This is a genomic window from Mediterraneibacter glycyrrhizinilyticus, assembly GCF_015560805.1.
In the GTDB taxonomy this organism is placed as follows: Bacteria; Bacillota; Clostridia; order Lachnospirales; family Lachnospiraceae; genus Schaedlerella; species Schaedlerella glycyrrhizinilytica_A.
Genome location: NZ_JADMSO010000001.1, coordinates 101,091 through 125,329, shown reverse-complemented (window position 1 = coordinate 125,329; position 24,239 = coordinate 101,091). Strand labels below are relative to the sequence as shown.

Here is a 24,239-nt window from a genome sequence, read left to right as displayed (position 1 = left end):
TTCCAAGCGCTATGGAAATTCCATCTATATAAAATCAAAAAGTGATAGCTGCTCACACTTATCTTTTTCTTCATATGTCCGCAGATACTCAAATATTTTATCACTGTCATGAACAATATGGTGTTTATCACATGTTTGGCTGAATATCTCTAACAATCGTTTTTCATTTGGACTTGGTAAAATATATTGATTCCCATAACAGGCAATATATTTTTCTTTCAATCCGGGAAACAGACGCTCCAGTTGTTTATAGAAATATTCACGGTTGCCATCCCGCAAAGTCATACCCATACCAAAATTAATGATCCCATACACTTTCGCTTCAATACAGTAATTTAGTATCCCATACAGATTTTCCTCTGTGTCATTAATAAACGGTAATATAGGACACAACCACACCACAGTGGGAATCCCCTCCTGATGCAGAATCTTTAACGCTTCATACCGTTCTTTTGTTGTGCTGACATTAGGCTCCAATTCCCGACACAACTGTTCATTGTAAGTAGTCAATGTCATTTGTACGACACATTTTGTTTTTTCATTGATCCTTTTCAAAATATCTAAATCGCGAAGCACTTGGGTTGATTTTGTGATCAAGGTAAACCCAAAACCATATCGTTCCGCAAGTAACAATGATTTTCTCACATACTGCAAGTCATTTTCCAACGGGACATATGGATCAGTCATTGCTCCGGTACCTATCATACATCGTTTTCGTTTTCGTTTCAGCGCATCCTCCAATAACTCAAGTGCATTCTGTTTTACTTCAATATCTTCAAATGCATGGTCTATATGATAGCAATTACTTCTTGAATCACAATAAATGCAGCCATGCGTGCATCCCCGATATAAATTCATTCCATTAGATGCAGACAGAATCCCCTTTGATGTTACATAATGCATTTCCACATACCTCGTTTCCCCTTTCATCTTTTATTCGACCACAACGAACATTGTCAATGAATCCAAAAAGGGCACTCTCTGAAAGATTTTTCTTTCAAAAAGTGCCCGCAACACTCAATCCTTGTTGGAGTGATTTTACTGACAACTAATCACCTTTCTTCATGATGATTCATGTTTGAATACAAATTTGTTGTCAAATTGTGAAAATTTCTTGCTCTTAGTACAGTTTTGCTCCTGCTGGAATGTGATCATCAAGGATCAGAACATTGAGTCCTTCTCTTCCTTCTACAAGGTGTGTAGCGGAGATAATCATACCGCAAGAATCAATTCCCATCATCTTACGTGGTGGAAGGTTTGTGATTGCAAGCAATGTCTTTCCTACTAAGAATTCTGGCTCGTAATAATCGTGAATACCGCTTAAAATCACACGATCTACGCCACTTCCGTCGTCTAATACGAACTTCAGAAGCTTCTTGGATTTTGGAACTGCCTCACATTCTTTAACCTTTACAGCACGGAAATCTGACTTGCTAAATGTATCGAAATCAACCATATCTTCGAATAATGGTTCTACTTCTACATTAGAGAAATCAATCTCAACCTTCGCCGGTGCAGCTGATTCTTCTACTGGAACAACTACTTTTGCAGCCACCGGAGCAGACTGTGCAGCATTGTTAGCTTCATTCTTAGCAGCGCCCTGTGACTTCATTGTTGGGAAGAGCAGTACATCACGGATCGCTTCCGCGCCGGTCAGAAGCATACACATACGGTCGATTCCGAATCCGATTCCACCTGTCGGCGGCATACCGATCTCCAGTGCATTCATGAAATCTTCGTCGGTTGTATTCGCTTCATCGTCTCCCTGCGCCAGCAATTCTTCCTGTGCACGGAAACGCTCTCTCTGGTCGATCGGATCGTTCAGCTCGGAGTACGCGTTCGCCATCTCCCAGCCATTCATAAAGAACTCAAAACGCTCTACATATTCCGGATTCTCCGGTTTCTTCTTCGTAAGCGGAGAGATCTCGATCGGATGATCCATGACAAAGGTCGGCTGGATCAGGTGTTCCTCTGCAAATTCTTCAAAGAACAACGCCAGGATATCACCTTTTTTATGGCGTTCTTCATATTCCACATGATGCTCTTTCGCAAGCTCTCTTGCCTGCTTTAATGTCTCTACTTCATTCCAGTCCACACCGGCATATTTCTTGACTGCATCGACCATTGTGATACGCTCGAACGGTTTTCCGAGATCGATCTCGATTCCTTTGTATACAATGTGTGTCGTTCCGAGCACTTCCTGCGCCACATAGCGGTACAGGTTCTCTGTCAGATCCATCATGCCGTGATAATCGGTATATGCCTGATACAGTTCCATCAGTGTGAATTCCGGATTGTGTCTTGTATCCAGACCCTCATTACGGAACACACGTCCGATCTCATAGACGCGCTCCATTCCGCCGACGATCAGTCTCTTCAGATACAGTTCCAGAGAAATACGAAGCTTCAGATCCTCATCGAGCGCATTAAAATGTGTCTCGAATGGTCTTGCAGCGGCTCCGCCCGCATTTGCCACGAGCATCGGAGTCTCCACTTCCATAAATCCCTCTCCGTCCAGATATTTCCGGATCGCACGCAAGATTTTGGAACGCTTGATAAATGTATCTTTTACGTCCGGATTCATGATCAGATCCACATATCTCTGACGGTAACGCAGATCGGTATTCGTCAGCCCGTGGAACTTCTCCGGGAGGATCTGCAGACTCTTAGAAAGCAACGTGATTTCTGCCGCATGGATCGACATCTCGCCGGTCTTTGTACGGAATACTTCTCCCTTGATTCCGATCACATCGCCCACGTCAAATTTCTTGAAATCTTTATATGCTTCCTCGCCCACGCTGTCTCTTGCAACGTAAGACTGGATATTCCCCTGAAGATCCTGCACATTACAGAAAGAGGCTTTTCCCATCACACGCTTGGACATCATACGTCCTGCGATGGATACCTGTTTTCCCTCCAGTTCCTCAAAATGTTCTTTGATCTCCTGGCTGTGATGTGACTGCTCATACTTTGTGATGACGAACGGATCTTTTCCGTTTGCCTGAAGATCTGCCAGCTTCTCACGACGTACTTTCCGCAGCTGGTTCAGATCTGGTTCCTGCGCATTTTTCTGCTGTTCACCCATCGGTTGGTTCTCCCTTCCTACTCTATTGATCACAGGGAACGGCTGATGTCCAATACTTTGTACTGGATCACGCCTGCCTGCGTCTCTACATCTACCACATCGCCGATCTTCTTGCCCATCAGAGCCTGTCCGACCGGTGATTCATTGGAAATCTTTCCCTCCAGACTGTTTGCCTCTGTGGATCCGACGATCTTAAATTCCATCTCCTCGTCAAATGTCACGTCAAATACTTTGATCGTGCATCCCACATTGATCTTATCCAGATCTACTTCATCTTCAACTACGACTTCCGCATTCTTAAGGATTCCCTCTAACTCCTCAATTCTTGCCTCAATATCGCGCTGTTCGTCTTTTGCTGCATCGTACTCTGCGTTCTCGGAAAGATCGCCCTGTTCTCTCGCCTCTTTGATCTTAGCAGCGACTTCTTTACGCTTGACTACTTTCAGATTCTCAAGCTCGTCCTCCAATGCTTTTAAGCCTGCATAAGTAAGTAATCTTTTCTTTGACTCTGCCATAGTTACATGTCTTCCTTTCTTTATTTCATGCTGTCATTCTTATAATCTCGCTGCCTTAACAACGTAGTCTTAGCCCATTTTCAATTATATTTCACAATTTCAATATTATAACCAATGGCTATAATGATGTCAAGATTTTTTCCAGCTCTTGATAGGTTTGAACCGCATTGATCTGCTCTCTCAAACGTGCCGATCCGTGCAGCCCTTTCGTATACCACGCCACATGCTTCCGCATTTCCCGGATTCCCTGATATTCGCCTTTATATTCCAGCTGCAGTCTGGCATGTCTGAGCATCGTTTCACGGATTTCATCGACGGATGGGCGCTCCGGGACCGTGCCGTCCTTTTCATACGCGATCAGCTCCGAGAAGATCCACGGATTCCCCTCTGCCGCGCGGGCGATCATAATGCCGTCGCATCCGGTCTGCTTTCGCATCGCTTCCGCCTGTTCTCCCGACGTCACGTCTCCGTTGCCGATGACCGGGATGTGAACCGCCTCTTTGACCTGACGGATGATCTCCCAGTCTGCTTTTCCGGAATAATACTGTTCCCGCGTCCGTCCATGGACTGCCACCGCGGATGCTCCGGCTTCCTCGATTATCTTCGCGATCTCCACCGCATTGACATGCTCGTCATCAAATCCTTTCCGGATCTTGACGGTCACCGGTTTCTCGATCGCTTTCACGACCGCGCTCACAAGCTCGTAGACAAGCCGCGGATTTTTCATCAGTGCGGATCCCTCTTTGTTCTTCACGACTTTCGGCACCGGACATCCCATATTAATATCCAGAAATGTAAACGGTCGCTCCTCGATCCGTTTTGCCATCTCGCTGACGATCTTCGGATCGGAGCCGAACAACTGCAGTGACACCGGCGTCTCATCCGGATGGATCTGAAGCAGACTCTCCGTATTTTTATTGTTATATAAAATCCCTTTCGCGCTGACCATTTCCATGCAGATCAGCCCGACCCCCTGCTCTTTGCAAAGCAAACGGAATGGCAGGTCTGTTACGCCTGCCATCGGTCCTAATACGTAGGAATTTTCAAGTACCACATTTCCTATTTTTAACTGTCTCATCGTTTATTTCACTTTCCGGTTCTTATTGTAGATCAGCCGAAGTCCGGTCAGCGTCAGATCCGGATCATAAATGTCAATGCAGTCTGTCTCGTCTGCGATGATCTTTCCGAGTCCGCCTGTCGCCACGACTTTGATGTTGTCATACCCACATTCTTCTTTGATCTTCTGCACAATATATTCGGTCTGTCCGATCGCACCATACACAAGTCCTGCCTGCATACTGGAAATCGTCTCCTGCGCCAGAATGGACTTTGGCTTTCGGATCTCGATCGCAGGAAGCATCGCCGCGCCGCCCCAGAGGGAGCGCCCTGCCGTCTCAATGCCCGGCGCCGTGATCCCGGCTTCAAACGTTCCTTTTTCCCCGATCAGGTCGTAAGTCGTCGCCGTTCCGAAATCGACGACAATGATCGGTCCGCCATATTGTTCATACCCTGCCACCGCATCGACGATCCGGTCCGGTCCGATCTCTTTCGGATTCTCTGTGACGATCCGGATGCCGGTCTTGATCCCGGCCGAGACGATGATCGGTTTGATGTTCAGATATTTGATGATCCCGCTTGTGAGCGAATGCATAATATCCGGCACAACAGACGCGATGATCACATCCTTAATGTCCTGCGGCATAATATTCCTGTGTTCCAGTATGCCACAAATATTGAATCCATATTCATCGGAAGTTCTGGAACGCTTCGTCGTCATACGGAATGTGCCCTTTAACGTCTCATTTTCAAACACGCCCAATGTAATATTGGTATTTCCCACATCAATCGTCAACAGCATCTTTTTTCAGCTCCTCTCCGAGAAAGAACACTTTGTAGTACAATTCCAGAGATTCAAACAACTCTTCTTTTGTACGCTGCAGTTCCTTAATCTTCAGTACGCTTCCGATCTCGTCAAATGCAAAATCGTCGCTTGCATGTTCTACTTTTAATTCCAGTTCCCCGTCTTCATTATATACGACCATAAAGATTCCGCCTACATCTTCCGTGTAAAGTACGCACATGATCTGAAGTTCCTGACGGATACTTTCCGGAAGAGAAGCAAATTCCGGATTCAGATAGAATTTTCTTTCATAGGAATTTGCCACACATAATACTGTTTCTTCCATACTACACCTTTTTCCTTTTCTTATACATATCCATAAATACCGCGGACAGATACTTCTCCCGCATACACAGACGTCACAGTCCCGTCTTCTTTTCGGACCAGAAGCTCTCCCTGATCGTCGATCCCGAGCGCCACCGCCCGATAACCGTCTTTCTCTCCGAGGATCCGTACTTCCCGGTTGCAGTTCACAAGAACCGCATCGTATGCTTCCCGCAGATAAGCGAGATCCTCCTCTTTCACAAACCGTTCATACTGCACTTCAAACTGCCGGAGGATCGCCGCGATCAGCTCCGCGCGTCTCCATGTCTTTCCGGATTCCAGTCGGATCGAAGTCGCCGTCGCACAGATTTCCTCCGGAAAAGCTTCCGTATTGACGTTGATCCCGACGCCGATCACCACATGATTGATATACTCGATCTCCGTGCTCATTTCCGTCAGGATCCCGACCACTTTTTTCCCGTTCAGCACAATGTCGTTGGGCCATTTGATCCGGAAATCCAGCCCGGTCTGCTCCCGCAGCGCGGTTGCCACACTATAAGCCATCACGATCGTCAGCATCGGCGCTTTGTTCGGCAGAAATTCCGGGCGCAGAAGAAGCGACATATAAATGCTGCTTCCCGCCGGCGATTCCCATCCTCTGCCCCGGCGTCCTCTCCCGGCAGTCTGCTGTTCCGCAACGACAAGCGTTCCGTGCGCCGCGCCGTTTTCTCCCAGCTTCCTTGCCCGGACATTGGTCGAATCCGTTTCCGTAAAACAGACGATCTCCTGCCCCGCCCAACGGGTCGCATCGCCGATCTGCACCGACAGCTCTTCTCTTGTCAGTACGTCCGGGCTTTCTATGATCCGGTAGCCTTTGTTCCGCACCGCTTCCACCTGATAGCCCTCTTCTTTCAGCTGATTGATCACTTTCCACACTGCGGTCCTGGATACTTGAAATTGTTCACACAACTGCTGCCCGGAAATATGATCATCCGCTTCTTTCAGCATTTTCAAAATTTCCGCTTTCAAACTACTACCTCTTGTCCTTATTCAACTTCTCCCAGCGTAGCTACCATGACCGCTTTGATCGTATGCATCCGGTTCTCCGCCTCGTCAAATACTTTCGACTGCTCCGATTCAAACACTTCGTCCGTCACTTCCATATCGGTGATTCCAAAACGTTCGCCCATCTCTTTTCCGATCATTGTCTCCAGATCATGAAATGCCGGCAGACAATGCAGGAAAATTGCGCTTTCTTTTGCATTTTCCATCACTTCTTTTGTCACCTTATATGGGGAAAGTGTCTTGATCCGCTCCTCCCATACTTCATCCGGCTCACCCATGGATACCCATACGTCCGTGTAAATAACGTCTGCGTCTTTCGTGCCGGCTTTCACATCTTCTGTCAATGTGATCGTCGCACCGGACTCTTTTGCATAACCGCGGCAGATCTCCACCAGTTCTTCATTCGGGAAATATTCTTTTGTTGTACATGCCACAAAATGCATTCCCAGCTTCGCACATGCGATCATCAGAGAATTACCCATGTTGTATCTTGCATCTCCCATGTACACCAGCTTGATCCCCTCGAGTTTACCGAAGTTCTCACGGATCGTCAGCATATCCGCCAGCATCTGCGTCGGATGATATTCATTCGTCAGACCGTTCCATACCGGGACGCCCGCGTATTTTGCCAGTTCTTCCACGATCGCCTGTCCGAATCCGCGGTATTCGATCCCGTCATACATCCGTCCGAGTACCCGCGCCGTATCTTTGATACTTTCTTTTTTGCCGATCTGAGAACTCTTCGGATCCAGATAAGTCGATCCCATTCCGAGATCATGCGCTGCCACTTCAAACGCACAGCGTGTTCTTGTGCTTGTCTTTTCAAAGATAAGCGCGATATTTTTTCCTTTGTAATGATCCACCGGAATCCCGTTTTTCTTCTTTTCCTTGAGATCTGCTGCCAGATCAAGCAGATACAAGATCTCCTCCGGTGTAAAATCTTTCAGTGTCAAAAAATTTCTTCCTTTTAAATCCATCGTGTTCTCCCTTCCCATCTTCATTAAAGTATGTGTAAATTTCGGCAGATGCTTCGGATCCTCCAGACTTTCATAACGTCGGTATACCTGTCTCCAAAATTCATCCACCGTATATATTTGATACTTCGGCACACGCAGTAATTTTGCGCTTGCCTCCAGCATCGCAATCAATAACTCTTTGTCGCTGCATCCCGGTCTGAGCTTCAGCACGAACCGGATCTCCGCTTTCTCAAGCTCGCCGAGCACCCGCATCCGCCGCTCGTACCATGCTTCCTCATGCGTCTGTTCCAGATAATACATATATCCGTCCAGCCCATAGATCAGCCGTTTCGCGTCGAAATATCCGATTTTTAAATTCTGACGGCTTCGCTTTCCGTCAAACTCGATGATATTTCCCAGATCCACCCGCGCGCCGATCCGATAGAGTTCCCCGTCCTCCGGCAATTCAAAAGACGGCTCTCTCCCCGGTCCGTAAATACGGATCTCGATCAGATCTTTATATCCTCTCTCGATCAGCGAATTCACCGGCACATTGTTGACTACGCCGCCGTCGATGTAACGTTTCCCATGCAGCTTTTCATTTTTAAATCCAAACAGATACGCGCTGGCGAGCAGAAAATCTTCCAGAAGCCCCTCCGGAATCTCCTCGAGGCTTAAGTCTTTCTCCTCCATCTCCGACAACGAAAAGGTCAGAATGCAAAATTCTTTGCCCGAAGATCGGATCTTCTTCTCGTCGATCATTTCATGGATCAGATTTTTGAGCGGCGTAATATCAACTCCGCCCTCCCCGAGCACTTTCCACACTTCTCCAAATGCTTCGCCAAGTGGGATCTCCCCGTCAAACAACCGGGTCATCCACGCATCGTCCACATCCATCACTCTGGAAAATGTCAGCTCACTCCAGATCCTGACCGCATTCTCCACGTCGTCCATACAGATCAGCGCACCGTTCAGCGCTCCCACCGAAGTTCCTGCCACCGCGTTGATCTTCACGCCGGCTTCTTTCAGAGCTTTCCATGCACCGATCTGATATGCGCCCCTTGCGCCTCCGCCATCTAATACAATACCATATTCTTTCGTCAAATCCAATACCGGTTCCATGTATCTCCTCCATTCAGCCATCCGCTCTACAATACGGCGACCGCCGCTTTCTATCTGCGCTGTCTGCTCACCTCGAACATCAGAACTGCCGACGCCACCGCGGCGTTCAGCGATTCCACCTGCCCCGCCATCGGGATCCGGATCCAGGTGTCTGCACAGTCCGCCACTTCCTGCCGCAGTCCGTTGCCCTCGTTTCCGATCAGAAACGCGCAACCGCCTGCGTAATCTTCCTGATCGTAAGTGTTCTTTCCGTCCAAATGTGCGGCATACACGCCGATCTTTTTTTTCTTTAACTGCCTGATCATCCCCGGCAGATCTTCTGCGATCAGGAACGGCATCCGGTAGATCGCACCCATCGTCGAGCGGATCGTCTTCGGATTGTAAATATCCACACAGTCTCTGCTCATCACGATCCCGGTCACGCCCGCCGCTTCCGCCGTCCGGAAGATCGTGCCGAGATTTCCCGGATCCTGCAGGTTGTCGAGCACCATCAGAAACGGCGCCGCCTGCCCCATAAGCGTCTCAGCCGTATATTCTGCCCTGCGAACGATCCCCAGAACTCCCTGCGGTGTTTTCGTGTCGGACATTGCCGCGAAGACATGATCTGAAACAAGTTCTATCCCCGTTCGTTCCGTGAATCCCTCCGCTTCGAGTTCCGCCCAATATTTTTGATAAAATCCCTCTGACACATACAGCTTTTCCAGACGGTCTTTCGGCACTTCCTGTATCATCCGAAGTCCCTCCACTAAAAAGATCCCCGCCTGATTTCTTGCCCTGCTTTTTTTCTGGAGCTGTATGATTTCTTTTACTTTTTGATTTCCTGTACTTGTGATCATAATATTTTCCTATCTCTTTGCTTCAAATCGTTCCAGCACTTCATTGGATCCGATGATGATCAGAACCCCCTCCGCCGGAAGCGGTTCGTGCGGATCCCATGTCACATTGACTTCTTCGCCCTGACGGACGCCGACTACATTGACGCCGTATTTCTCCCGCACCCGCAACTCTGACAACGATCTTCCGATCCATTGTTCCGGCATCTGTGCCTCCGTCAAACTGTACTCCGAAGAAAGCTCGATCCAGTCCGTAAATGTCGAGGAGACCAGACTTTTCGCCACACGGGTTCCGGTATCCCGCTCCGGATATACGATACAGTCCGCGCCGACTTTCTCCAGCACCGCGCCGTGCCGTTCATCTTTTGCTTTTGCCATCACATACGGGATCCCCATTTCTTTGGAAATGATCGTCGCCATGATGCTCGCCTCCAGACTATCCGATACAGCGACGACGACCGCGTCCAGATTCCGCGCCCCTAACTCCTGCAAAGCTTCCGGATCCGCCACATCCGCCCGCATCGCATACGCCACACTGTCGGAAATATCCTGCACCTTTTCCAGCGAATTATCCACTGCGACCACGTCGCACCCGAGACCTTCCAATGTCAGCGCCACGCTTTTCCCGAAAGTTCCAAGTCCCAATACCGCAAACTGCTTTTTCATATTTCACATCCTCTTTTTTCATTCTCTTTTTCAGCCGGATCTCCGGTCTGTTCTATCCGATCATGATATGCTTCTCCGGAAGTTCCCGGAGCTGACTCGATTTTCTCGCCTTTCCGGCAAATACAAGCGCCATCGTCACCGGACCGATCCTGCCCGCATACATCAAAAACATCAGTACCGCCTGACTTCCTCTTCCGAGCAGCGGCGTCAGATCCGCAGACAGTCCCACCGTCGCGATCGCCGACGTTGCCTCGTACATAATGTCCAGAAAGTCTACATTTGGTTCTAAGATCGTGATCACTGCGATTCCGCCGACCCAGATCAGAAACGTCACCAGAATGATCGTGACTGCGGATCTCACGACTGCCGAAGCGATCTTTCTGCCGAAGCACTCCGCATCTTTAGATCCGCGGAGCACACTGATACACACAAGCAAAAGCAGCGCGACCGTCGTTGTCTTCACACCGCCCGCAGTTCCGCCCGGCGATCCGCCGATAAACATCAAAATACAGCCCAGAAGTTTGGACGCGGAAGTCAGATCTCCCTGAGACACCGCCGCAAATCCCGCGGTTCTCGACGTCACCGACTGGAACGCCGATGCCATCAGTTTTTCTCCGGCACTCATCGTTCCCATCGTCTCCGGATTGTGATATTCCAAAAAGAAAAATCCGATCATCCCGAAAAAGATCAGAAATCCGGTCATCACAAGTACGATCTTGCTCTGCACTCTCAACCGGGTCCACATCCGTTTTTTCGGAAGTTTCTGCTTCCACACACGAAAAACATTTTTCCCGATATCATGCCACACAAGAAATCCGAGACCGCTCAGAACGATCAGCGCCATCGTTGTGAAGTTCACGATCGGCGACGTCGCATAGCCTTTGTAACTCTGATCTCCGAGAATATCGATCCCCGCATTGCAAAATGCCGAGATCGCCTGGAAAATACTGTATGCGATCCCTTTTACGACGCCGAATTCCAGAACAAACCGGAATGCATAACAGCATGCGCCGATCCCCTCCACAAGAAAGGTTCCCTTTAGGATCAAAAGCATATATTTTACAAGCCCCGACAATGTATCCAGTCCGTAAGTCTGCTGGATGATCACCCGCTCTTTCATCGTGATCTTTTTCCGGAGGATCAGGAAAAATGCGACCGTGCACGCGATCACACCCAGACCGCCGATCTGAATCAAAAGCAACAGGATCACTTTTCCCGCGACCGTAAACTGTGTCGCCGGAACAATCGTCAAAAGCCCGGTCACACAGACCGCCGACACGGACGTAAACAGTGCGTCGGCAAATGCGATGGGCTCCTGATTGGAAAAAGGAAGCCAGAGCAGAACGCCTCCCAGCAGGATAACGCCCAGAAAGCCTAGGGCGATCATCTGCATCGTGTTCAAACTAAGTCTTCCGTCACTTTTCTTTTCCTTACTCATAAATTCTCATCATACCTTAAACCGGTATCCCACTCCCCATATTGTCTCGATATACTGCGGATGCGACGTATCGTACTCGATCTTCTCGCGGATCTTTTTGATATGTACCGTAACCGTCGCGATATCCCCGATCGACTCCATATCCCAGATTTCCCGGAACAGCTCTTCTTTTGTGTAGACATGGTTCGGATGTCCCGCCAGAAATGTCAGAAGATCGAACTCTTTCGTCGTAAACGAACGTTCCTCCCCGTTGACCCACACCCGTCTCGCCGTCGTATCGATCTTCAGCCCGCGGATCTCGATGATCTCATTTTCCTCCACATTGCTTCCGATCAGCCGCTCATATCTTGCCAGATGTGCCTTTACTCTTGCAACCAGTTCGCTCGGGCTGAACGGCTTCGTCATATAATCATCCGCACCGAGTCCCAGTCCCCGGATCTTGTCAATATCGTCTTTCTTCGCCGATACCATGATGATCGGCGTATTCTTGCTGTCGCGCACCTGACGGCAGATCTCAAATCCGTCCACGCCCGGCAGCATCAGATCCAAAATGATCAGATCAAAATCCTGCTCCATCGCCTGGGCAAGTCCCTGCTCGCCGTCATTGGCAACTTCCACTTCAAAATTACTCAGTTCCAGATAATCTTTTTCCAGATCCGCAATACTCTCTTCGTCCTCAATGATCAAAATCCGTTTATTCATTCATCGGTACCTCCTGATACTTTCTTACTACAAAATACATCACGGTTCCTTTCCCCTCCGTGCTTGTCGCCCAGATCTTGCCGCCGTGCTCCTCGACGATCTTCTTCACAATCGACAGACCGATCCCGCTGCCGCCTTTCGATGAGTTTCTGGAAGCGTCCGTGCGGTAAAAGCGGTCAAAAATATTCGGCAGATCTTTTGCCGCGATCCCTTTTCCGTTGTCTCCCAGTTCTACCTGGATAAAGTCTCCCACATCCCGGACGTTCATCGTGATGATCCCCTGCTCTTTATCCATATATTTCAGCGAATTGGAAATGATATTGTTGATCACGCGCCGAAGCTGCTCCGGATCTACGATCACCTTGGAGTCTTCCTCCATATAATTGCGGAATTCAAACCGTACGCCCTTGGAGTCCAGTTCCATATACAGATCTTCCGCGCAGTCGATAAAATACTGCTGCGCCGAGATCGTCGTAAAATTGTACGGGATCCGGTTCGTATCGATCTTGGAATACAGCGTCAGTTCATTGATCAGAAGATCCATCTCATTCGCTTTATTATAAATCGTTTTGATGTATCTGTCCATCTTCTCCGGCGTATCCGCCACACCGTCCATGATCCCCTCCACATACCCTTTGATCGCTGTGATCGGCGTCTTCAGATCGTGGGAAATGTTACTGATCAGTTCTTTATTTTCCTTGTCAAAGGCAACCTTTTCCTCTGCATTTGCTTTCAGGCGAAGCCGCATCTCCTCGAAATCCTGACAGAGCTGCCCGATCTCGTCGTCCGCATCCGCCTTGATCTCAAAATCCAGATTGCCCTCTTTGATATTCCGAGCGGCTTTCTGCAGCTTTGCAAGCGGTATGGAAACCGTCCGATAGATCCAATACACAAGAAGCGCCGCCGTCATAAATACGATCAGCAGATACAACTGCTGGATCTCCCCTACCTTGCGCGGCGCGATCGCATACATCGCCACCATCGTAAATATCGTCGGCAGAATCATCACCGCCATAAATGCGACGACCAATTTTGTCTTTAATTTCATTGTCCTGCCCTCCCGTCCGACCGATTCATCTAACTATCTTACAGTAACATAAATCAGGCGGATACCGCAAGATATCCGCCTGGAGTTTATAAATATTTCATCAGTGCATCAACGCGATCCAGCTTCTCCCACGGGAGATCCAGATCGTTTCTTCCGAAATGTCCGTACGCCGCAGTCTGTTTGTAGATCGGACGGCGCAGATCCAGCATCTTGATAATGCCCGCCGGACGCAGATCAAATTCGTTCCGGACGATCTCCACCAGTTTTTCATCACTGACTTTTCCGGTTCCGTATGTATTGACCATGACCGAAGTCGGCTGTGCAACGCCGATCGCATAAGACAGCTGGATCTCGCATTTCTTCGCAAGTCCTGCCGCCACGATATTTTTCGCCGCATACCGCGCCGCATAAGCTGCCGAACGATCCACTTTCGTGCAGTCTTTTCCGGAGAACGCACCGCCGCCGTGGCTTGCCATTCCGCCGTAAGTATCTACGATGATCTTCCGTCCGGTCAGTCCGCTGTCTCCGTGAGGTCCGCCGATCACGAAACGTCCGGTCGGATTGATAAAGAATTTCGTCTCCTCATCCACCATCTCTGCCGGAAGAATCTCGTCAAACACATATTTTTTGATGTCCGCATGGATCTGTTCCTGCGTCACTTCCGGATCATGCTGTGTGGAAAGTACGACCGCGTCCAGACGTTTCGGCACGCCGGTTTCATCATATTCCACGGTAACCTGTGTCTTTCCGTCCGGTCTTAAGTAAGAAAGTGTACCGTCTTTTCTCACCTTGGTCAACTGAAGCGCCAGTTTATGCGCCATCGCGATCGGGTACGGCATATATTCCTCCGTCTCGTCGGAAGCATATCCGAACATCATTCCCTGATCTCCGGCTCCGATCGCTTCGATATCGTCCTCGGACATTTTATTTTCTTTTGCCTCCAGCGCTTTATCGACTCCGAGCGCAATATCCGCCGACTGCTCGTCAATGGAAGTCATGACGCCGCAGGTGTCCGCATCAAATCCGTATTTTCCTCGTGTGTAACCGATCTCGCGCACCGTATCGCGCACGATCTTCTGAATATCCACATATGCCTTTGTCGTGATCTCTCCCATGACCATGACGATTCCTGTCGTCACACACGTCTCGCATGCAACGCGGCTCATCGGATCCTGCTCCATCAATGCGTCCAGGATCGCATCGGAAATCTGATCGCACATCTTATCCGGATGTCCCTCGGTTACCGACTCTGAAGTAAATAATAATTTTTCCATCTCTTGTTCTCCTTTTCTTGTCTGGTTCATGAACCTTTCTCTTAAGGAAAAGAAAACAGCCCACGCAAAGTGGACTGTTGGATTCTTCATAACAATCCTCTTATTGTTCGATTACTCGCTCAGGTTGGCACCTTCCTGTTCTCAGGGGTTGCCGCAGCTTCGCAGGTCCTTTGTACCTCCACTGCTCTGAATAAGAGAAAGTTTCATTGTTCAGTTATCTTGTAATACATTAGCTACTTTACACCGTCCCCGGTGAAATGTCAACCTCTTTCAGCTCACCTTTAAGGTGAATTTCTGGATTTCCTTTTCGCTTGCCACTTTTTCGATCATACCGCCCAGACCACGCAGCTTCTCTTCAAACCGCTCATATCCGCGCTGGATATACACAATATCGTCGATGATCGTAATGCCGTCTGTTGCCAGTCCCGCGATACAGAGCGCCGCTCCTGCACGGAGATCCGGTGCGCTGACTCTCGCACCCGAGAACTTCTCCACGCCCTCGATCGTTGCGGAATTCCCCTCGATCTTAATATTCGCGCCCATTCTTGCAAGCTCATCCAAATATTTGAAACGATTTTCAAAAATACTTTCGGTGATCGTGCTCGTTCCATGAGCCAAAGCAAGTACAACGCCGATCTGCGGCTGCATATCGGTCGGGTATCCCGGATACGGAAGCGTCTTCACCTGTGTGCTGCGCAGACGTCCTTTCGCCACAACACGAACCGCATCGTCAAATTCTTCCACTTCACATCCGATGTCGATCAGTTTGGAGATCGTTGCATCCAAATGCTTCGGGATCACATTCAGTACGGTAACGTCTCCCTTTGTCGCTGCCGCCGCAAACATAAAGGTTCCGGCTTCGATCTGATCCGGAATGATCGAATACTCACTCTTATGGAGTGTTTTCACTCCGCGGATCTTGATCACATCGGTTCCGGCTCCGCGGATATTCGCTCCCATACTGTTCAAAAAGTTCGCCACATCCACGACATGCGGCTCTTTCGCCACATTTTCCATGATCGTCACACCGTCTGCCATTGCCGCAGCCATCATCACGTTGATCGTCGCGCCGACACTGACCACGTCAAAATACAAATGTGTGCCGCGAAGCTGTTCCGCCTCCGCAACGATCTTTCCATGCTCGATATCCACATCGGCACCCAATGCGCGGAATCCTTTCAAATGCTGGTCGATCGGACGGCTTCCGATATTGCATCCGCCCGGAAGCGCCACCTCCGCACGTTTATATTTTCCAAGGAGAGCACCCAGCAAATAGTACGATGCCCGGATCTTCTTGATATAATCATACTCAATATTGAAATCCCCGATCGTGCTTCCGTTGATCTTCACTGTATGCCGATCGATACGCTGAACCATCGCACCGATTCCCGCGATCGCCTCCAGCATCACATTGATGTCGTTGACATCCGGAAGATTCTCAATCTGAACGGTCTCGTCTGTCATGATCGCTGCTGCCAGAATCGCAAGCGCCGCATTCTTTGCACCGCCAATTTCTACTTCCCCTACCAGCGGATTTCCGCCCTTAATAATATACTGCTCCATATTGCACCTCAATTATCCGATATCGTCATTTTCATTGCCGACTTCACTCTTCTGCTGTATCTGCGCCGGTATGCAGCAAGTATACTCCCCTCGTACACCGACGCCGCACCGACGATATATAAAAATGTCAAAACTAAGTTCGTCTTATAATATCCGCGGATATTATACCACAATTTACAAAAATGTAAAATCTTTTTCACAATTTTGTTTCTTCGGTCACTTTTTACGCCATTTTTTCGATTTCTTCCAGCACTTTTTCTATCGTTTCCTCGATCTGGCATCCATCTTCACAGATCGTAACATCCGCGTATCTTTCAAACAGCCGGACGCGTTCATTATACAGATCCTGAAACGTCTGTCCCTCTCGCAGGACAACACCACGTTTTTTCGGACTTTTTATCCTACGCTTTATTGTCTGATAAGATGCCTGTAAATATACCACCGTTCCGATCTCTTTATAATGCTGCATCGCTTCCTCACAATAGACAACGCTTCCCCCCGGCGAGATCACTGCATTTTCCGTTTCCAGATCCCGGTTGACCTGATTCTCGATCTCCAAAAATCCGTCTTCTCCCACTTCCGCGATGATCTCACGCAACAGTTTTTTCTCCTGCTCCTGAATCAAAAGATCGGTATCGATAAAGTTCTTTCCCAACCGTTTTGCCACTACAACACCGACCGTACTTTTACCGACTGCCGGCATACCGATAAAGATCAAATTATTTTTTTTCATATGTATTTTGCTCCGTAAATTCATTTGTTACAGTCGTCATTATAACATACATTTTTTCATTAGTAAATTCTTCGTCCCCGTCTCCTGCCCTCCCGTCTTCGTCTTAACAATTCCTGATAAAGCATGACTTCCACCAGATTTTGCAGCCAGTCCTGCCGCATCGGGCCAAGCGGTCGTTCCTGCCCTCGGATTTTTCCTGTATCTTTCACAGCGCTGTTCTCTTCCAACTCTCTCTCTGAATGTGAGGATATTTCAGGATATTCACATTCCATCCAAAATTTTTCATGTTTTTTCACATTTTCACAAATTCTTTTACACATCATCCGCAGCTGCAGCTGATCCGGATACTCATCGTAGATCATACTGCACTGATATTCCAATCGGTCACATTCTTCTTCAATATATGGTAAAATTCGTTTTGCCGCATCCGGATACAAACTCTTCATATACTCCATATCCCGCTCCTCGATTCGCTCGTCATCATACACAAACGGCATCGGATACACCATATAATACGGCAGTTTCTGCATCATTTTCACAATCCTTTCGGCTATAAACTCCCTCTGATTTACAGCACGTTTTCCTTTCTTTATTATATGTAATTTTTTCCATTTGGTGCGATGCGGATCGAACTGTAACTATCAACAAATTCACAGATGTGTATTGTCATTATGCGGAACAGACATTTAATACCGGTTTAAAATTAGAACTTCTGCAAAAATATGTCTTCGTTGCTCTTGACATCTTTCAGAAAAACATCCAAAATAAAATCACCTGTAAATTCGAAAATAAACTGGAGGCATGGCTGACTTTTCTATCGGAAGATGACCCCGAAATCATTCTAAAGCTTATCGAAACATATCCGGAATTCAAGGCGCTTTACGAAGATGGATACAGGCTGTGTCTCAATATCGAGGAGGTTATGAGAATGTTTTCTAAAGAACTTGCCGAATTAGACAAAAACACCGTTCAGCTGATGATCGATGAGATGCAGGATGAATTAGATGAGAAAAACGATATACTAGCTGAAATGAAAATCCAGATTTCCGAAAAGGACAACGCCATTTCCGAAATTCGAACCAAACTCTCCGAAAAGGACAACGCTATTTCCGAAAAAGATCATCTCATCGATGAACTCACCCAAAAGCTCCAGCGTCTCACAGAAGAGCTTCAAAATCGTTAATCAAAAGCAGCCGGGACAAAAATTGTTTCGTGCTCCGCACTCCTGCAATTTTTGTCCCGGCTGCTTTTTTATTAATTATACTGCTTCGTATTCTTCTGCTTTCTGGCTGTATCCATGCGCTTCCTCAAGCATCATATCCTTTACTTTCATCAAACGAATCTGGGTACTTCGTTCATTCTCATCCAGCTTCATCGTAATATACTTGATATTCTTTTCAGTCTCCGGAATAATGACATGTTCCAGCGCATTTACACGGCGTCTCGTCTTCTCGATCTCCGCCGCCATCAGCTGACACGCTTTCTCGCATTCTGCAAGCCGTATCATATCCGGCAGAATATCTGCCAGCGACTTCACCGCACCATCCAGATCACTGGATGTGAATGCGAAACCATAAGAATAGATATCGTTTTCATCGGCTGTCCTTGTCTTGTATTCAAATGTCGGAATGTTTACACTCATGACATTCTTCTCACCCGCCTCCAGATTGATCTCCTGTTTCGGAGCCATCAGCGCTGTATTCAGCGCCGCCTCTGACATGCCGGCTTTCGCAATGACAAAGTTCTTGTTGGCAGAAAGGATCCCTTTCTCCACCCGCAGCCGTACTTCCATATTTTCCCGTACCAGATCAAGATACTGGCGCATCAGCTCATCCCGCTTATCTTTCAAAAGCTTATGACCGCGGATCGCAGTGATCCGCTTCTTTTTCAATCTGGTCAATTCCATACGGGTTGGATTTACCTGTGTCGATGCCAACTGCCGTCACCTCCCTTTCCAATCTGAGTCCTGAATTTTTTCACAATAGTCCGAAAATCTTAGGCTAAAAACATAAACCTACTTTCCGTAATATTCATCCAGGAATTTCTCATCGATTCGTTTCAGTTCGGTTCTCGGCAGCATGGACAGCAGCTTCCATCCGATATCCAAAGTCTCTTCAATGCTTCGGTCTGTATTATATCCCTGCGATACATACTGCTCTTCAAATGCATCCGCAAACTTCGCATACATCAGGTCGATCTCCGTCAGCGCAGCTTCTCCAAGGATCACCATCAGCTCTTTCGCATCTTTACCACGGGCATATGCGGAGAAGAGCTGGTTCATCGTATTGGAGTGATCCGCACGGGTCTTGCCCTCGCCGATTCCCTTATCTTTCAGACGGGAAAGAGACGGCAGTACGTCGATCGGCGGCGTCACGCCTTTTCGATACAGATCACGACTCAGGATGATCTGCCCCTCGGTGATATATCCAGTCAAGTCCGGGATCGGATGGGTCTTGTCATCCTCCGGCATCGTCAGGATCGGGATCATCGTGATACTTCCCGATTTTCCGTTCTGACGTCCTGCTCTCTCATACAGAGACGCCAGGTCTGTATACATATATCCCGGATATCCGCGTCGTCCCGGAACTTCTTTTCGTGCTGCTGATACTTCACGCAGCGCATCTGCATAGTTTGTAATATCCGTCAGGATAACCAGTACATGCATATCTTTTTCAAATGCCAGATATTCTGCTGCTGTCAGCGCCATACGCGGCGTTGCGATACGCTCGATCGCCGGGTCGTTTGCCAGATTGACGAACAGAACCGTACGGTCGATCGCACCTGTTTCTTTAAAACTTTCCACGAAGAAGTTGGATTCCTCAAATGTGATACCCATCGCAGCAAATACAACGGCAAAGTTCTCATCGGTTCCGCGTACTTTTGCCTGTCTTGCGATCTGTGCCGCCAACTGCGCATGCGGCATACCGGATGCCGAGAAGATCGGGAGCTTCTGTCCGCGGACCAGAGTGTTCAGACCATCGATCGCAGATACACCTGTCTGGATAAATTCCTCCGGATAACTTCTGGCTGCCGGGTTCATCGGCAGACCGTTGATGTCCATACGGGCGTCCGGCAGGATCTCCGGACCGTCGTCGATCGGACGGCCAAGACCGTCAAAGACACGTCCCAGCATATCTTCCGACACGCCAAGCTCCATACTGCGTCCAAGGAAACGCACCTTACTGTTGGACAAATTGATACCGGTAGAGCTTTCAAACAACTGTACAAGTGCATCGCTTCCGTTTACTTCCAGAACTTTACAGCGGCGTACCTCACCGCTGGCAAGCTCGATCTCCCCCAATTCATCATAGGAGACATGTTCCACGCCCCGTACCAGCATCAGCGGTCCGGCAACTTCCTGTATAGTACGATACTCTTTCGGCATTTACATCATCTCCTTTCCCAATGCATTGGCAATCTCAACGTGAAGCTGTTCCTTGACTTTTTTATACTCCACATCCAGATTTTCTTCGGTCACATATTTGAAACGACCGATCTGCTCACGAACCGGAAGCGAGATCAATGCATTCAGTCCCGCGCCCTCTTTCAGAGCCTCAACCGCGTTCTCATAATATGCGATCACGAGTTTCATCATCATATACTGTTTCTTCAATGATGTATAGGTGTCGATCTCATGGAACGAGTTCTGATGCAGGAAGTCCTCACGGATCGAGCGCGCAGCTTCCATTTTCAGACGGTCTCCCGGTGAAAGTGCATCCATACCTACCATCTTAACGATTTCTTCCAGTTCCGCCTCTTCCTGAAGAAGCGTCATCATCTTCTGGCGGTTCGCCATCCAGTCAGATTCCACCTGCTCATTGAACCATTTTTCCATATCATCCAGATACAGCGAGTAACTGTTCAGCCAGTTGATCGCCGGGAAATGTCTCTTATACGCAAGTGCGGAATCCAGTCCCCAGAATACTTTAACAATACGGAGCGTCGCCTGGGATACCGGCTCGGAAATATCTCCTCCCGGAGGGGATACCGCACCGATCACTGACAGCGCGCCCTCTCGTCCGTCTTTTCCGAGGGAGATCACATGTCCGGCTCTCTCATAGAACTGCGCCAGACGGCTTCCCAAATATGCCGGATATCCCTCTTCACCCGGCATCTCTTCCAGACGTCCGGACATCTCACGGAGCGCCTCTGCCCAGCGGGATGTGGAATCTGCCATCAATGCAACCGAGAATCCCATATCACGGAAATATTCTGCGATCGTGATTCCGGTATAGATCGATGCTTCACGCGCCGCAACCGGCATATCCGATGTATTTGCGATCAGAACCGTTCTCTGCATCAGAGACTGTCCTGTCTTCGGGTCTTTCAATTCCGGAAATTCATTCAGAACGTCCGTCATCTCATTTCCACGCTCTCCGCATCCAATGTACACGACAATGTCCGCTTCCGCCCATTTCGCAAGCTGATGCTGGATCACGGTCTTTCCGCTTCCGAACGGTCCCGGAACCGCTGCCACACCGCCCTTTGCGATTGGGAAAAATGTATCGATGACACGCTGTCCCGTGACAAGCGGCATCTTCGGCGGCAGTTTCTTCTGGTACGGACGTCCGCGGCGAACCGGCCATTTCTGCATCATTGTCAGTTCTTTGTCTCCGTTCTCCGTCTCGACAACGCAGACAACATCCTCCACGGTAAACTCACCGGATTTGATCTCTTTGACCTTACCTTTGACTCCGTACGGAACCATGATCTTCTGCTGAACAACGATCGTCTCCTGCACGGTTCCGAACACGTCGCCCTCCGCGACTTCGTCGCCAACCTGTACGGTCGGGACAAATTCCCATTTCAGATCCCGTTTCAGGGACGGAACTTCCACACCACGTTTCAGGCTGTTTCCCGAAACTTTCATGATATCGTCCAGCGGTCTCTGAATTCCGTCGTAAATACTCGTGATCAGTCCGGGTCCCAGTTCAACGGACATCGGTACGCCCATAGACTCCACCGGTTCTCCCGGTCCGAGTCCGGAAGTCTCCTCATAAACCTGAATAGACGCCTCGTCTCCGTGTATCTCAATGATTTCGCCAATCAGTCTCTGTTTACTGACACGAACCACGTCAAACATGTTCGCGTCGCGCATTCCCGATGCAATGACAAGCGGTCCTGCGACTTTTTTAATTACGCCTGTGCTCATTTTGACGAATTACCTACCTTTCTTATTCCTGTGAAAACAGAATATCGGAACCGACCGCCTGCTCCACAGTCTTTTTGACGCCGTCTACTCCTGCGCCTGTGTTGCCCGACACGCCCGGGATCTGAATGATCGCCGGCAATGTCTGCTCCTGATATTTTTCGATTTCTTCTTTGATCTCGGCAGCCACAGCTTCTGTAATATAGATGATCCCATATTTTCCCTCTGCAAGCTGTTTTAATTTATTCTTCGCTTCCTCGCGGGTCTTGACCGGGCAGATGCTCAGTCCCAGCGTTGCGAAGCCGTAAATGCTTCCGTAATCGCCGATCACTGCAATTTTATACATACATCTCCCTTACCCTTTCCCGGATCGCCTCATCCGAAAAGCCGTTCTGCTTTCCGGTCAGGATGATCCGAACCGTTTTGATCTCATTTTCTCTCGCGATCAGATACGCCACCAGCGGTCCTACGGAAAAACTGTTGTATTTCTGCGGACGGATCGTCTGGATCATCCGGTTGTCGCACCACCGCTCAAACGCCGACGGTGAGTCGCCAAGCGCCTGCGCGCCCTCCGAATACGAAGTCCCCGACAGATATTCGCTGATCGCATCCATACCGGACAATGCCGCTTTCATCAGCTGTTCGATACTGATACTTTCACATTCTGCCATCGCGCGCCGCATGAATTCTATTGATTTCCCGGTCTTCTGGGAACGTACCGCGATCTTGATATCCGCGATCGCAACCGTAGATTCCGCATAATTCCGGATGATCTCGTCTTCCGACTCCTGTCCCACCGCATAAATCGCTTCCAAAGCCGCCTTATCGATGATCACATCGCAAAGCTGTCCGTCTCTCGTATGGAGCAGCGTATCGTAAGCATCCTGCGCCGCCTCCGGCATCTTTCCCGGAAGCCGGGAAAATTCTTTGTTCTCCACGATCCGAAGCATTTCCTCACCGGAAATCTCGCAGTCGTCATAGAAAATATTTTCATTGCGCACTTCCGTGCAGACTTCTTTGATCGCCGCTTTCAGATTATGGTACAGTTTCGTATAGGAAAACACATCGAATACGTTCAGATCCGGCGCCGCCTCGCGAATCACTTCCCAAGTCTTCTTTTCTTCTGTTTTCAGCATCTCCTCTGCATCCAGATCATTTCCGCCGTCGCCCCATCCGCGCTCACGCAGAAGTTCCAGGCACTGTTTTTCTCCCGGACTGTTCACAAGCTGGTCGATAACCTGATCTGTCAGAAGAGACGCTTCCAGCGCGCGGATCCGCGCGACCGCAAACGTATACTCTAATTCATTCAAATCTCTATCCCTCCATTATGCGAACATGACTTTGTGAACACAATCGGACAGCTCATCTCTCTTTGCCTCAAACATCGCGCCGATCGTACAGTTTTCTTCAATTCCTCCATATACAAGGATGAACCCGCCGTCCAGATCTGCCGGATCTTTTTCCAGTGTAAGGCTTCCGCCCTTTTCTCCGGCTATGTTCTGAATCTCCGACTCAAATCCCTCCGGCATCCGTTCCAGATCCTTTTTAGAGAAACGGATCGTGCCCGCTTCCGGCTGCGCATACTTTTTCAGCATTTCACGGATCATATCAAAATATGCCGGTGTCTCCAGAGACAGGATCTGCGCCTGCGCTTTTTCCAGCACGCCGCGGATCAGTTCCTGTTTTGCCTGAAGCAGCGCTTTTTTCCGCTGCATATCGCAGGAAGATTTCACGCGTTCCCCATAAATAGCAACTGCTTCTCCGGATTTCTGAGAGATTTTTCCAGCCTCTTCTTCTGCTTTGGCCTTAGCCGCCTGAATGATCTCTTCGGCTTTCGCTTTCGCTTCCGCAATCTTGGCTTCCGCTGAGTGGTTCGCTTCATCCAGAATCTGATTTTTCATTTTATCTAATCCACTCATCTTAAAA

The 24,239-nt window shown here is 48.8% G+C and carries 25 protein-coding genes and 1 riboswitch; of the genes, 1 reads left to right on the top strand and 24 read right to left on the bottom strand.

Annotation, left to right across the window (positions count from 1 at the left end):
* Positions 1 to 24: 24 nt before the first annotated feature.
* From I2H87_RS00600 to I2H87_RS00515, 18 genes are all read right to left on the bottom strand, one after another.
* Complete coding sequence (locus I2H87_RS00600; RefSeq protein WP_054703391.1) at positions 25 to 903, bottom strand: SPL family radical SAM protein; 879 nt, start codon at positions 901 to 903, stop codon at positions 25 to 27.
* 217 nt (positions 904 to 1,120) lie between these two features.
* Positions 1,121 to 3,085 carry a lysine--tRNA ligase gene (lysS, locus tag I2H87_RS00595; RefSeq protein WP_195609080.1) on the bottom strand — a complete coding sequence of 655 codons (1,965 nt, stop codon included), beginning with the start codon at positions 3,083 to 3,085 and terminating at the stop codon, positions 1,121 to 1,123.
* Between the two features lie 29 nt (positions 3,086 to 3,114).
* Complete coding sequence (gene greA / locus I2H87_RS00590) at positions 3,115 to 3,600, bottom strand: transcription elongation factor GreA (RefSeq protein WP_009267406.1); 486 nt, start codon at positions 3,598 to 3,600, stop codon at positions 3,115 to 3,117.
* 118 nt (positions 3,601 to 3,718) lie between these two features.
* A complete protein-coding gene (dusB, locus tag I2H87_RS00585) occupies positions 3,719 to 4,678 on the bottom strand; it encodes a tRNA dihydrouridine synthase DusB (RefSeq protein ID WP_009267407.1) in 960 nt (319 codons plus the stop codon).
* Positions 4,679 to 4,681: 3 nt separating this feature from the next.
* Positions 4,682 to 5,458, bottom strand: a complete 777-nt coding sequence (locus I2H87_RS00580) for a type III pantothenate kinase (RefSeq protein WP_009267408.1) — start codon at positions 5,456 to 5,458, stop codon at positions 4,682 to 4,684.
* Positions 5,442 to 5,786, bottom strand: a complete 345-nt coding sequence (locus I2H87_RS00575) for a DUF6145 family protein (RefSeq protein ID WP_009267409.1) — start codon at positions 5,784 to 5,786, stop codon at positions 5,442 to 5,444. Before I2H87_RS00575 ends, I2H87_RS00580 begins: the two co-directional genes overlap by 17 nt.
* A gap of 20 nt (positions 5,787 to 5,806) precedes the next feature.
* Entirely contained in the window at positions 5,807 to 6,793 is a 987-nt protein-coding gene (locus tag I2H87_RS00570) for a biotin--[acetyl-CoA-carboxylase] ligase (protein ID WP_195609079.1), read from the bottom strand.
* A gap of 17 nt (positions 6,794 to 6,810) precedes the next feature.
* On the bottom strand, positions 6,811 to 8,907 hold the full coding sequence (gene argF / locus I2H87_RS14035; RefSeq protein WP_195609078.1) for an ornithine carbamoyltransferase: 2,097 nt from the start codon (positions 8,905 to 8,907) through the stop codon (positions 6,811 to 6,813).
* Between the two features lie 50 nt (positions 8,908 to 8,957).
* Positions 8,958 to 9,743 (bottom strand): TrmH family RNA methyltransferase, encoded by a 786-nt coding sequence (locus I2H87_RS00560; protein WP_195609077.1) that lies wholly within the window; start codon positions 9,741 to 9,743, stop codon positions 8,958 to 8,960.
* A gap of 9 nt (positions 9,744 to 9,752) precedes the next feature.
* A complete protein-coding gene (locus I2H87_RS00555) occupies positions 9,753 to 10,406 on the bottom strand; it encodes a potassium channel family protein (RefSeq protein ID WP_195609076.1) in 654 nt (217 codons plus the stop codon).
* A gap of 52 nt (positions 10,407 to 10,458) precedes the next feature.
* Complete coding sequence (locus I2H87_RS00550; protein ID WP_195609075.1) at positions 10,459 to 11,844, bottom strand: TrkH family potassium uptake protein; 1,386 nt, start codon at positions 11,842 to 11,844, stop codon at positions 10,459 to 10,461.
* 9 nt (positions 11,845 to 11,853) lie between these two features.
* Positions 11,854 to 12,546, bottom strand: a complete 693-nt coding sequence (locus tag I2H87_RS00545; protein ID WP_009267416.1) for a response regulator transcription factor — start codon at positions 12,544 to 12,546, stop codon at positions 11,854 to 11,856.
* Positions 12,539 to 13,594 (bottom strand): sensor histidine kinase, encoded by a 1,056-nt coding sequence (locus I2H87_RS00540; protein ID WP_009267417.1) that lies wholly within the window; start codon positions 13,592 to 13,594, stop codon positions 12,539 to 12,541. Before I2H87_RS00540 ends, I2H87_RS00545 begins: the two co-directional genes overlap by 8 nt.
* A gap of 86 nt (positions 13,595 to 13,680) precedes the next feature.
* Complete coding sequence (gene metK, locus I2H87_RS00535) at positions 13,681 to 14,868, bottom strand: methionine adenosyltransferase (RefSeq protein WP_195609074.1); 1,188 nt, start codon at positions 14,866 to 14,868, stop codon at positions 13,681 to 13,683.
* A 97-nt stretch (positions 14,869 to 14,965) separates the two neighbouring features.
* A riboswitch (SAM riboswitch) is annotated at positions 14,966 to 15,065 on the bottom strand.
* Positions 15,066 to 15,138: 73 nt separating this feature from the next.
* Positions 15,139 to 16,431 (bottom strand): UDP-N-acetylglucosamine 1-carboxyvinyltransferase, encoded by a 1,293-nt coding sequence (locus I2H87_RS00530; protein ID WP_009267419.1) that lies wholly within the window; start codon positions 16,429 to 16,431, stop codon positions 15,139 to 15,141.
* An 8-nt stretch (positions 16,432 to 16,439) separates the two neighbouring features.
* Positions 16,440 to 16,631: a hypothetical protein gene (locus tag I2H87_RS00525; protein ID WP_044954733.1), complete on the bottom strand. Its 192-nt coding sequence runs from the start codon at positions 16,629 to 16,631 to the stop codon at positions 16,440 to 16,442.
* Between the two features lie 23 nt (positions 16,632 to 16,654).
* Positions 16,655 to 17,164, bottom strand: coding sequence for a shikimate kinase (locus I2H87_RS00520; protein ID WP_054704897.1), 510 nt, complete (start codon positions 17,162 to 17,164; stop codon positions 16,655 to 16,657).
* A 59-nt stretch (positions 17,165 to 17,223) separates the two neighbouring features.
* On the bottom strand, positions 17,224 to 17,697 hold the full coding sequence (locus I2H87_RS00515) for a hypothetical protein (RefSeq protein WP_009267421.1): 474 nt from the start codon (positions 17,695 to 17,697) through the stop codon (positions 17,224 to 17,226).
* Positions 17,698 to 18,092: 395 nt separating this feature from the next.
* On the opposite strand from I2H87_RS00515, the gene I2H87_RS00510 reads away from it, so the two are divergent.
* Positions 18,093 to 18,347 (top strand): hypothetical protein, encoded by a 255-nt coding sequence (locus I2H87_RS00510; RefSeq protein WP_147322379.1) that lies wholly within the window; start codon positions 18,093 to 18,095, stop codon positions 18,345 to 18,347.
* A gap of 75 nt (positions 18,348 to 18,422) precedes the next feature.
* On the opposite strand, the gene I2H87_RS00505 is transcribed toward I2H87_RS00510, so the two are convergent.
* The 6 genes from I2H87_RS00505 to I2H87_RS00480 form a co-directional block, all read right to left on the bottom strand.
* Positions 18,423 to 19,100, bottom strand: coding sequence for a V-type ATP synthase subunit D (locus I2H87_RS00505; protein ID WP_009267423.1), 678 nt, complete (start codon positions 19,098 to 19,100; stop codon positions 18,423 to 18,425).
* Positions 19,101 to 19,178: 78 nt separating this feature from the next.
* Positions 19,179 to 20,549: a V-type ATP synthase subunit B gene (locus I2H87_RS00500; RefSeq protein ID WP_009267424.1), complete on the bottom strand. Its 1,371-nt coding sequence runs from the start codon at positions 20,547 to 20,549 to the stop codon at positions 19,179 to 19,181.
* Positions 20,550 to 22,316, bottom strand: coding sequence for a V-type ATP synthase subunit A (locus I2H87_RS00495; RefSeq protein WP_009267425.1), 1,767 nt, complete (start codon positions 22,314 to 22,316; stop codon positions 20,550 to 20,552). It abuts the gene before it with no gap.
* A gap of 22 nt (positions 22,317 to 22,338) precedes the next feature.
* Positions 22,339 to 22,659 (bottom strand): V-type ATP synthase subunit F, encoded by a 321-nt coding sequence (locus I2H87_RS00490; RefSeq protein ID WP_009267426.1) that lies wholly within the window; start codon positions 22,657 to 22,659, stop codon positions 22,339 to 22,341.
* Positions 22,652 to 23,623, bottom strand: a complete 972-nt coding sequence (locus I2H87_RS00485) for a V0D/AC39 family V-type ATPase subunit (protein ID WP_009267427.1) — start codon at positions 23,621 to 23,623, stop codon at positions 22,652 to 22,654. Before I2H87_RS00485 ends, I2H87_RS00490 begins: the two co-directional genes overlap by 8 nt.
* 15 nt (positions 23,624 to 23,638) lie before the next feature.
* Positions 23,639 to 24,232: a V-type ATP synthase subunit E gene (locus I2H87_RS00480; protein ID WP_009267428.1), complete on the bottom strand. Its 594-nt coding sequence runs from the start codon at positions 24,230 to 24,232 to the stop codon at positions 23,639 to 23,641.
* Positions 24,233 to 24,239: the final 7 nt, after the last annotated feature.

Coding starts and splice junctions, on each gene's coding strand:
- I2H87_RS00480 (WP_009267428.1), bottom strand. CDS start 24,232: ATGAGTGGATTAGATAAAATGAAAAATCAGATTCTGGATGAAGCGAAC.
- I2H87_RS00580 (WP_009267408.1), bottom strand. CDS start 5,458: ATGCTGTTGACGATTGATGTGGGAAATACCAATATTACATTGGGCGTG.
- I2H87_RS00515 (WP_009267421.1), bottom strand. CDS start 17,697: ATGATGCAGAAACTGCCGTATTATATGGTGTATCCGATGCCGTTTGTG.
- argF (WP_195609078.1), bottom strand. CDS start 8,907: ATGGAACCGGTATTGGATTTGACGAAAGAATATGGTATTGTATTAGAT.
- I2H87_RS00575 (WP_009267409.1), bottom strand. CDS start 5,786: ATGGAAGAAACAGTATTATGTGTGGCAAATTCCTATGAAAGAAAATTC.
- I2H87_RS00550 (WP_195609075.1), bottom strand. CDS start 11,844: ATGAGTAAGGAAAAGAAAAGTGACGGAAGACTTAGTTTGAACACGATG.
- dusB (WP_009267407.1), bottom strand. CDS start 4,678: ATGAGACAGTTAAAAATAGGAAATGTGGTACTTGAAAATTCCTACGTA.
- I2H87_RS00495 (WP_009267425.1), bottom strand. CDS start 22,316: ATGAGCACAGGCGTAATTAAAAAAGTCGCAGGACCGCTTGTCATTGCA.
- I2H87_RS00530 (WP_009267419.1), bottom strand. CDS start 16,431: ATGGAGCAGTATATTATTAAGGGCGGAAATCCGCTGGTAGGGGAAGTA.
- lysS (WP_195609080.1), bottom strand. CDS start 3,085: ATGGGTGAACAGCAGAAAAATGCGCAGGAACCAGATCTGAACCAGCTG.
- I2H87_RS00500 (WP_009267424.1), bottom strand. CDS start 20,549: ATGCCGAAAGAGTATCGTACTATACAGGAAGTTGCCGGACCGCTGATG.
- I2H87_RS00600 (WP_054703391.1), bottom strand. CDS start 903: ATGCATTATGTAACATCAAAGGGGATTCTGTCTGCATCTAATGGAATG.
- I2H87_RS00560 (WP_195609077.1), bottom strand. CDS start 9,743: ATGATCACAAGTACAGGAAATCAAAAAGTAAAAGAAATCATACAGCTC.
- I2H87_RS00490 (WP_009267426.1), bottom strand. CDS start 22,659: ATGTATAAAATTGCAGTGATCGGCGATTACGGAAGCATTTACGGCTTC.
- I2H87_RS00520 (WP_054704897.1), bottom strand. CDS start 17,164: ATGAAAAAAAATAATTTGATCTTTATCGGTATGCCGGCAGTCGGTAAA.
- I2H87_RS00545 (WP_009267416.1), bottom strand. CDS start 12,546: ATGAATAAACGGATTTTGATCATTGAGGACGAAGAGAGTATTGCGGAT.
- greA (WP_009267406.1), bottom strand. CDS start 3,600: ATGGCAGAGTCAAAGAAAAGATTACTTACTTATGCAGGCTTAAAAGCA.
- I2H87_RS00510 (WP_147322379.1), top strand. CDS start 18,093: ATGTTTTCTAAAGAACTTGCCGAATTAGACAAAAACACCGTTCAGCTG.
- I2H87_RS00540 (WP_009267417.1), bottom strand. CDS start 13,594: ATGAAATTAAAGACAAAATTGGTCGTCGCATTTATGGCGGTGATGATT.
- metK (WP_195609074.1), bottom strand. CDS start 14,868: ATGGAAAAATTATTATTTACTTCAGAGTCGGTAACCGAGGGACATCCG.
- I2H87_RS00555 (WP_195609076.1), bottom strand. CDS start 10,406: ATGAAAAAGCAGTTTGCGGTATTGGGACTTGGAACTTTCGGGAAAAGC.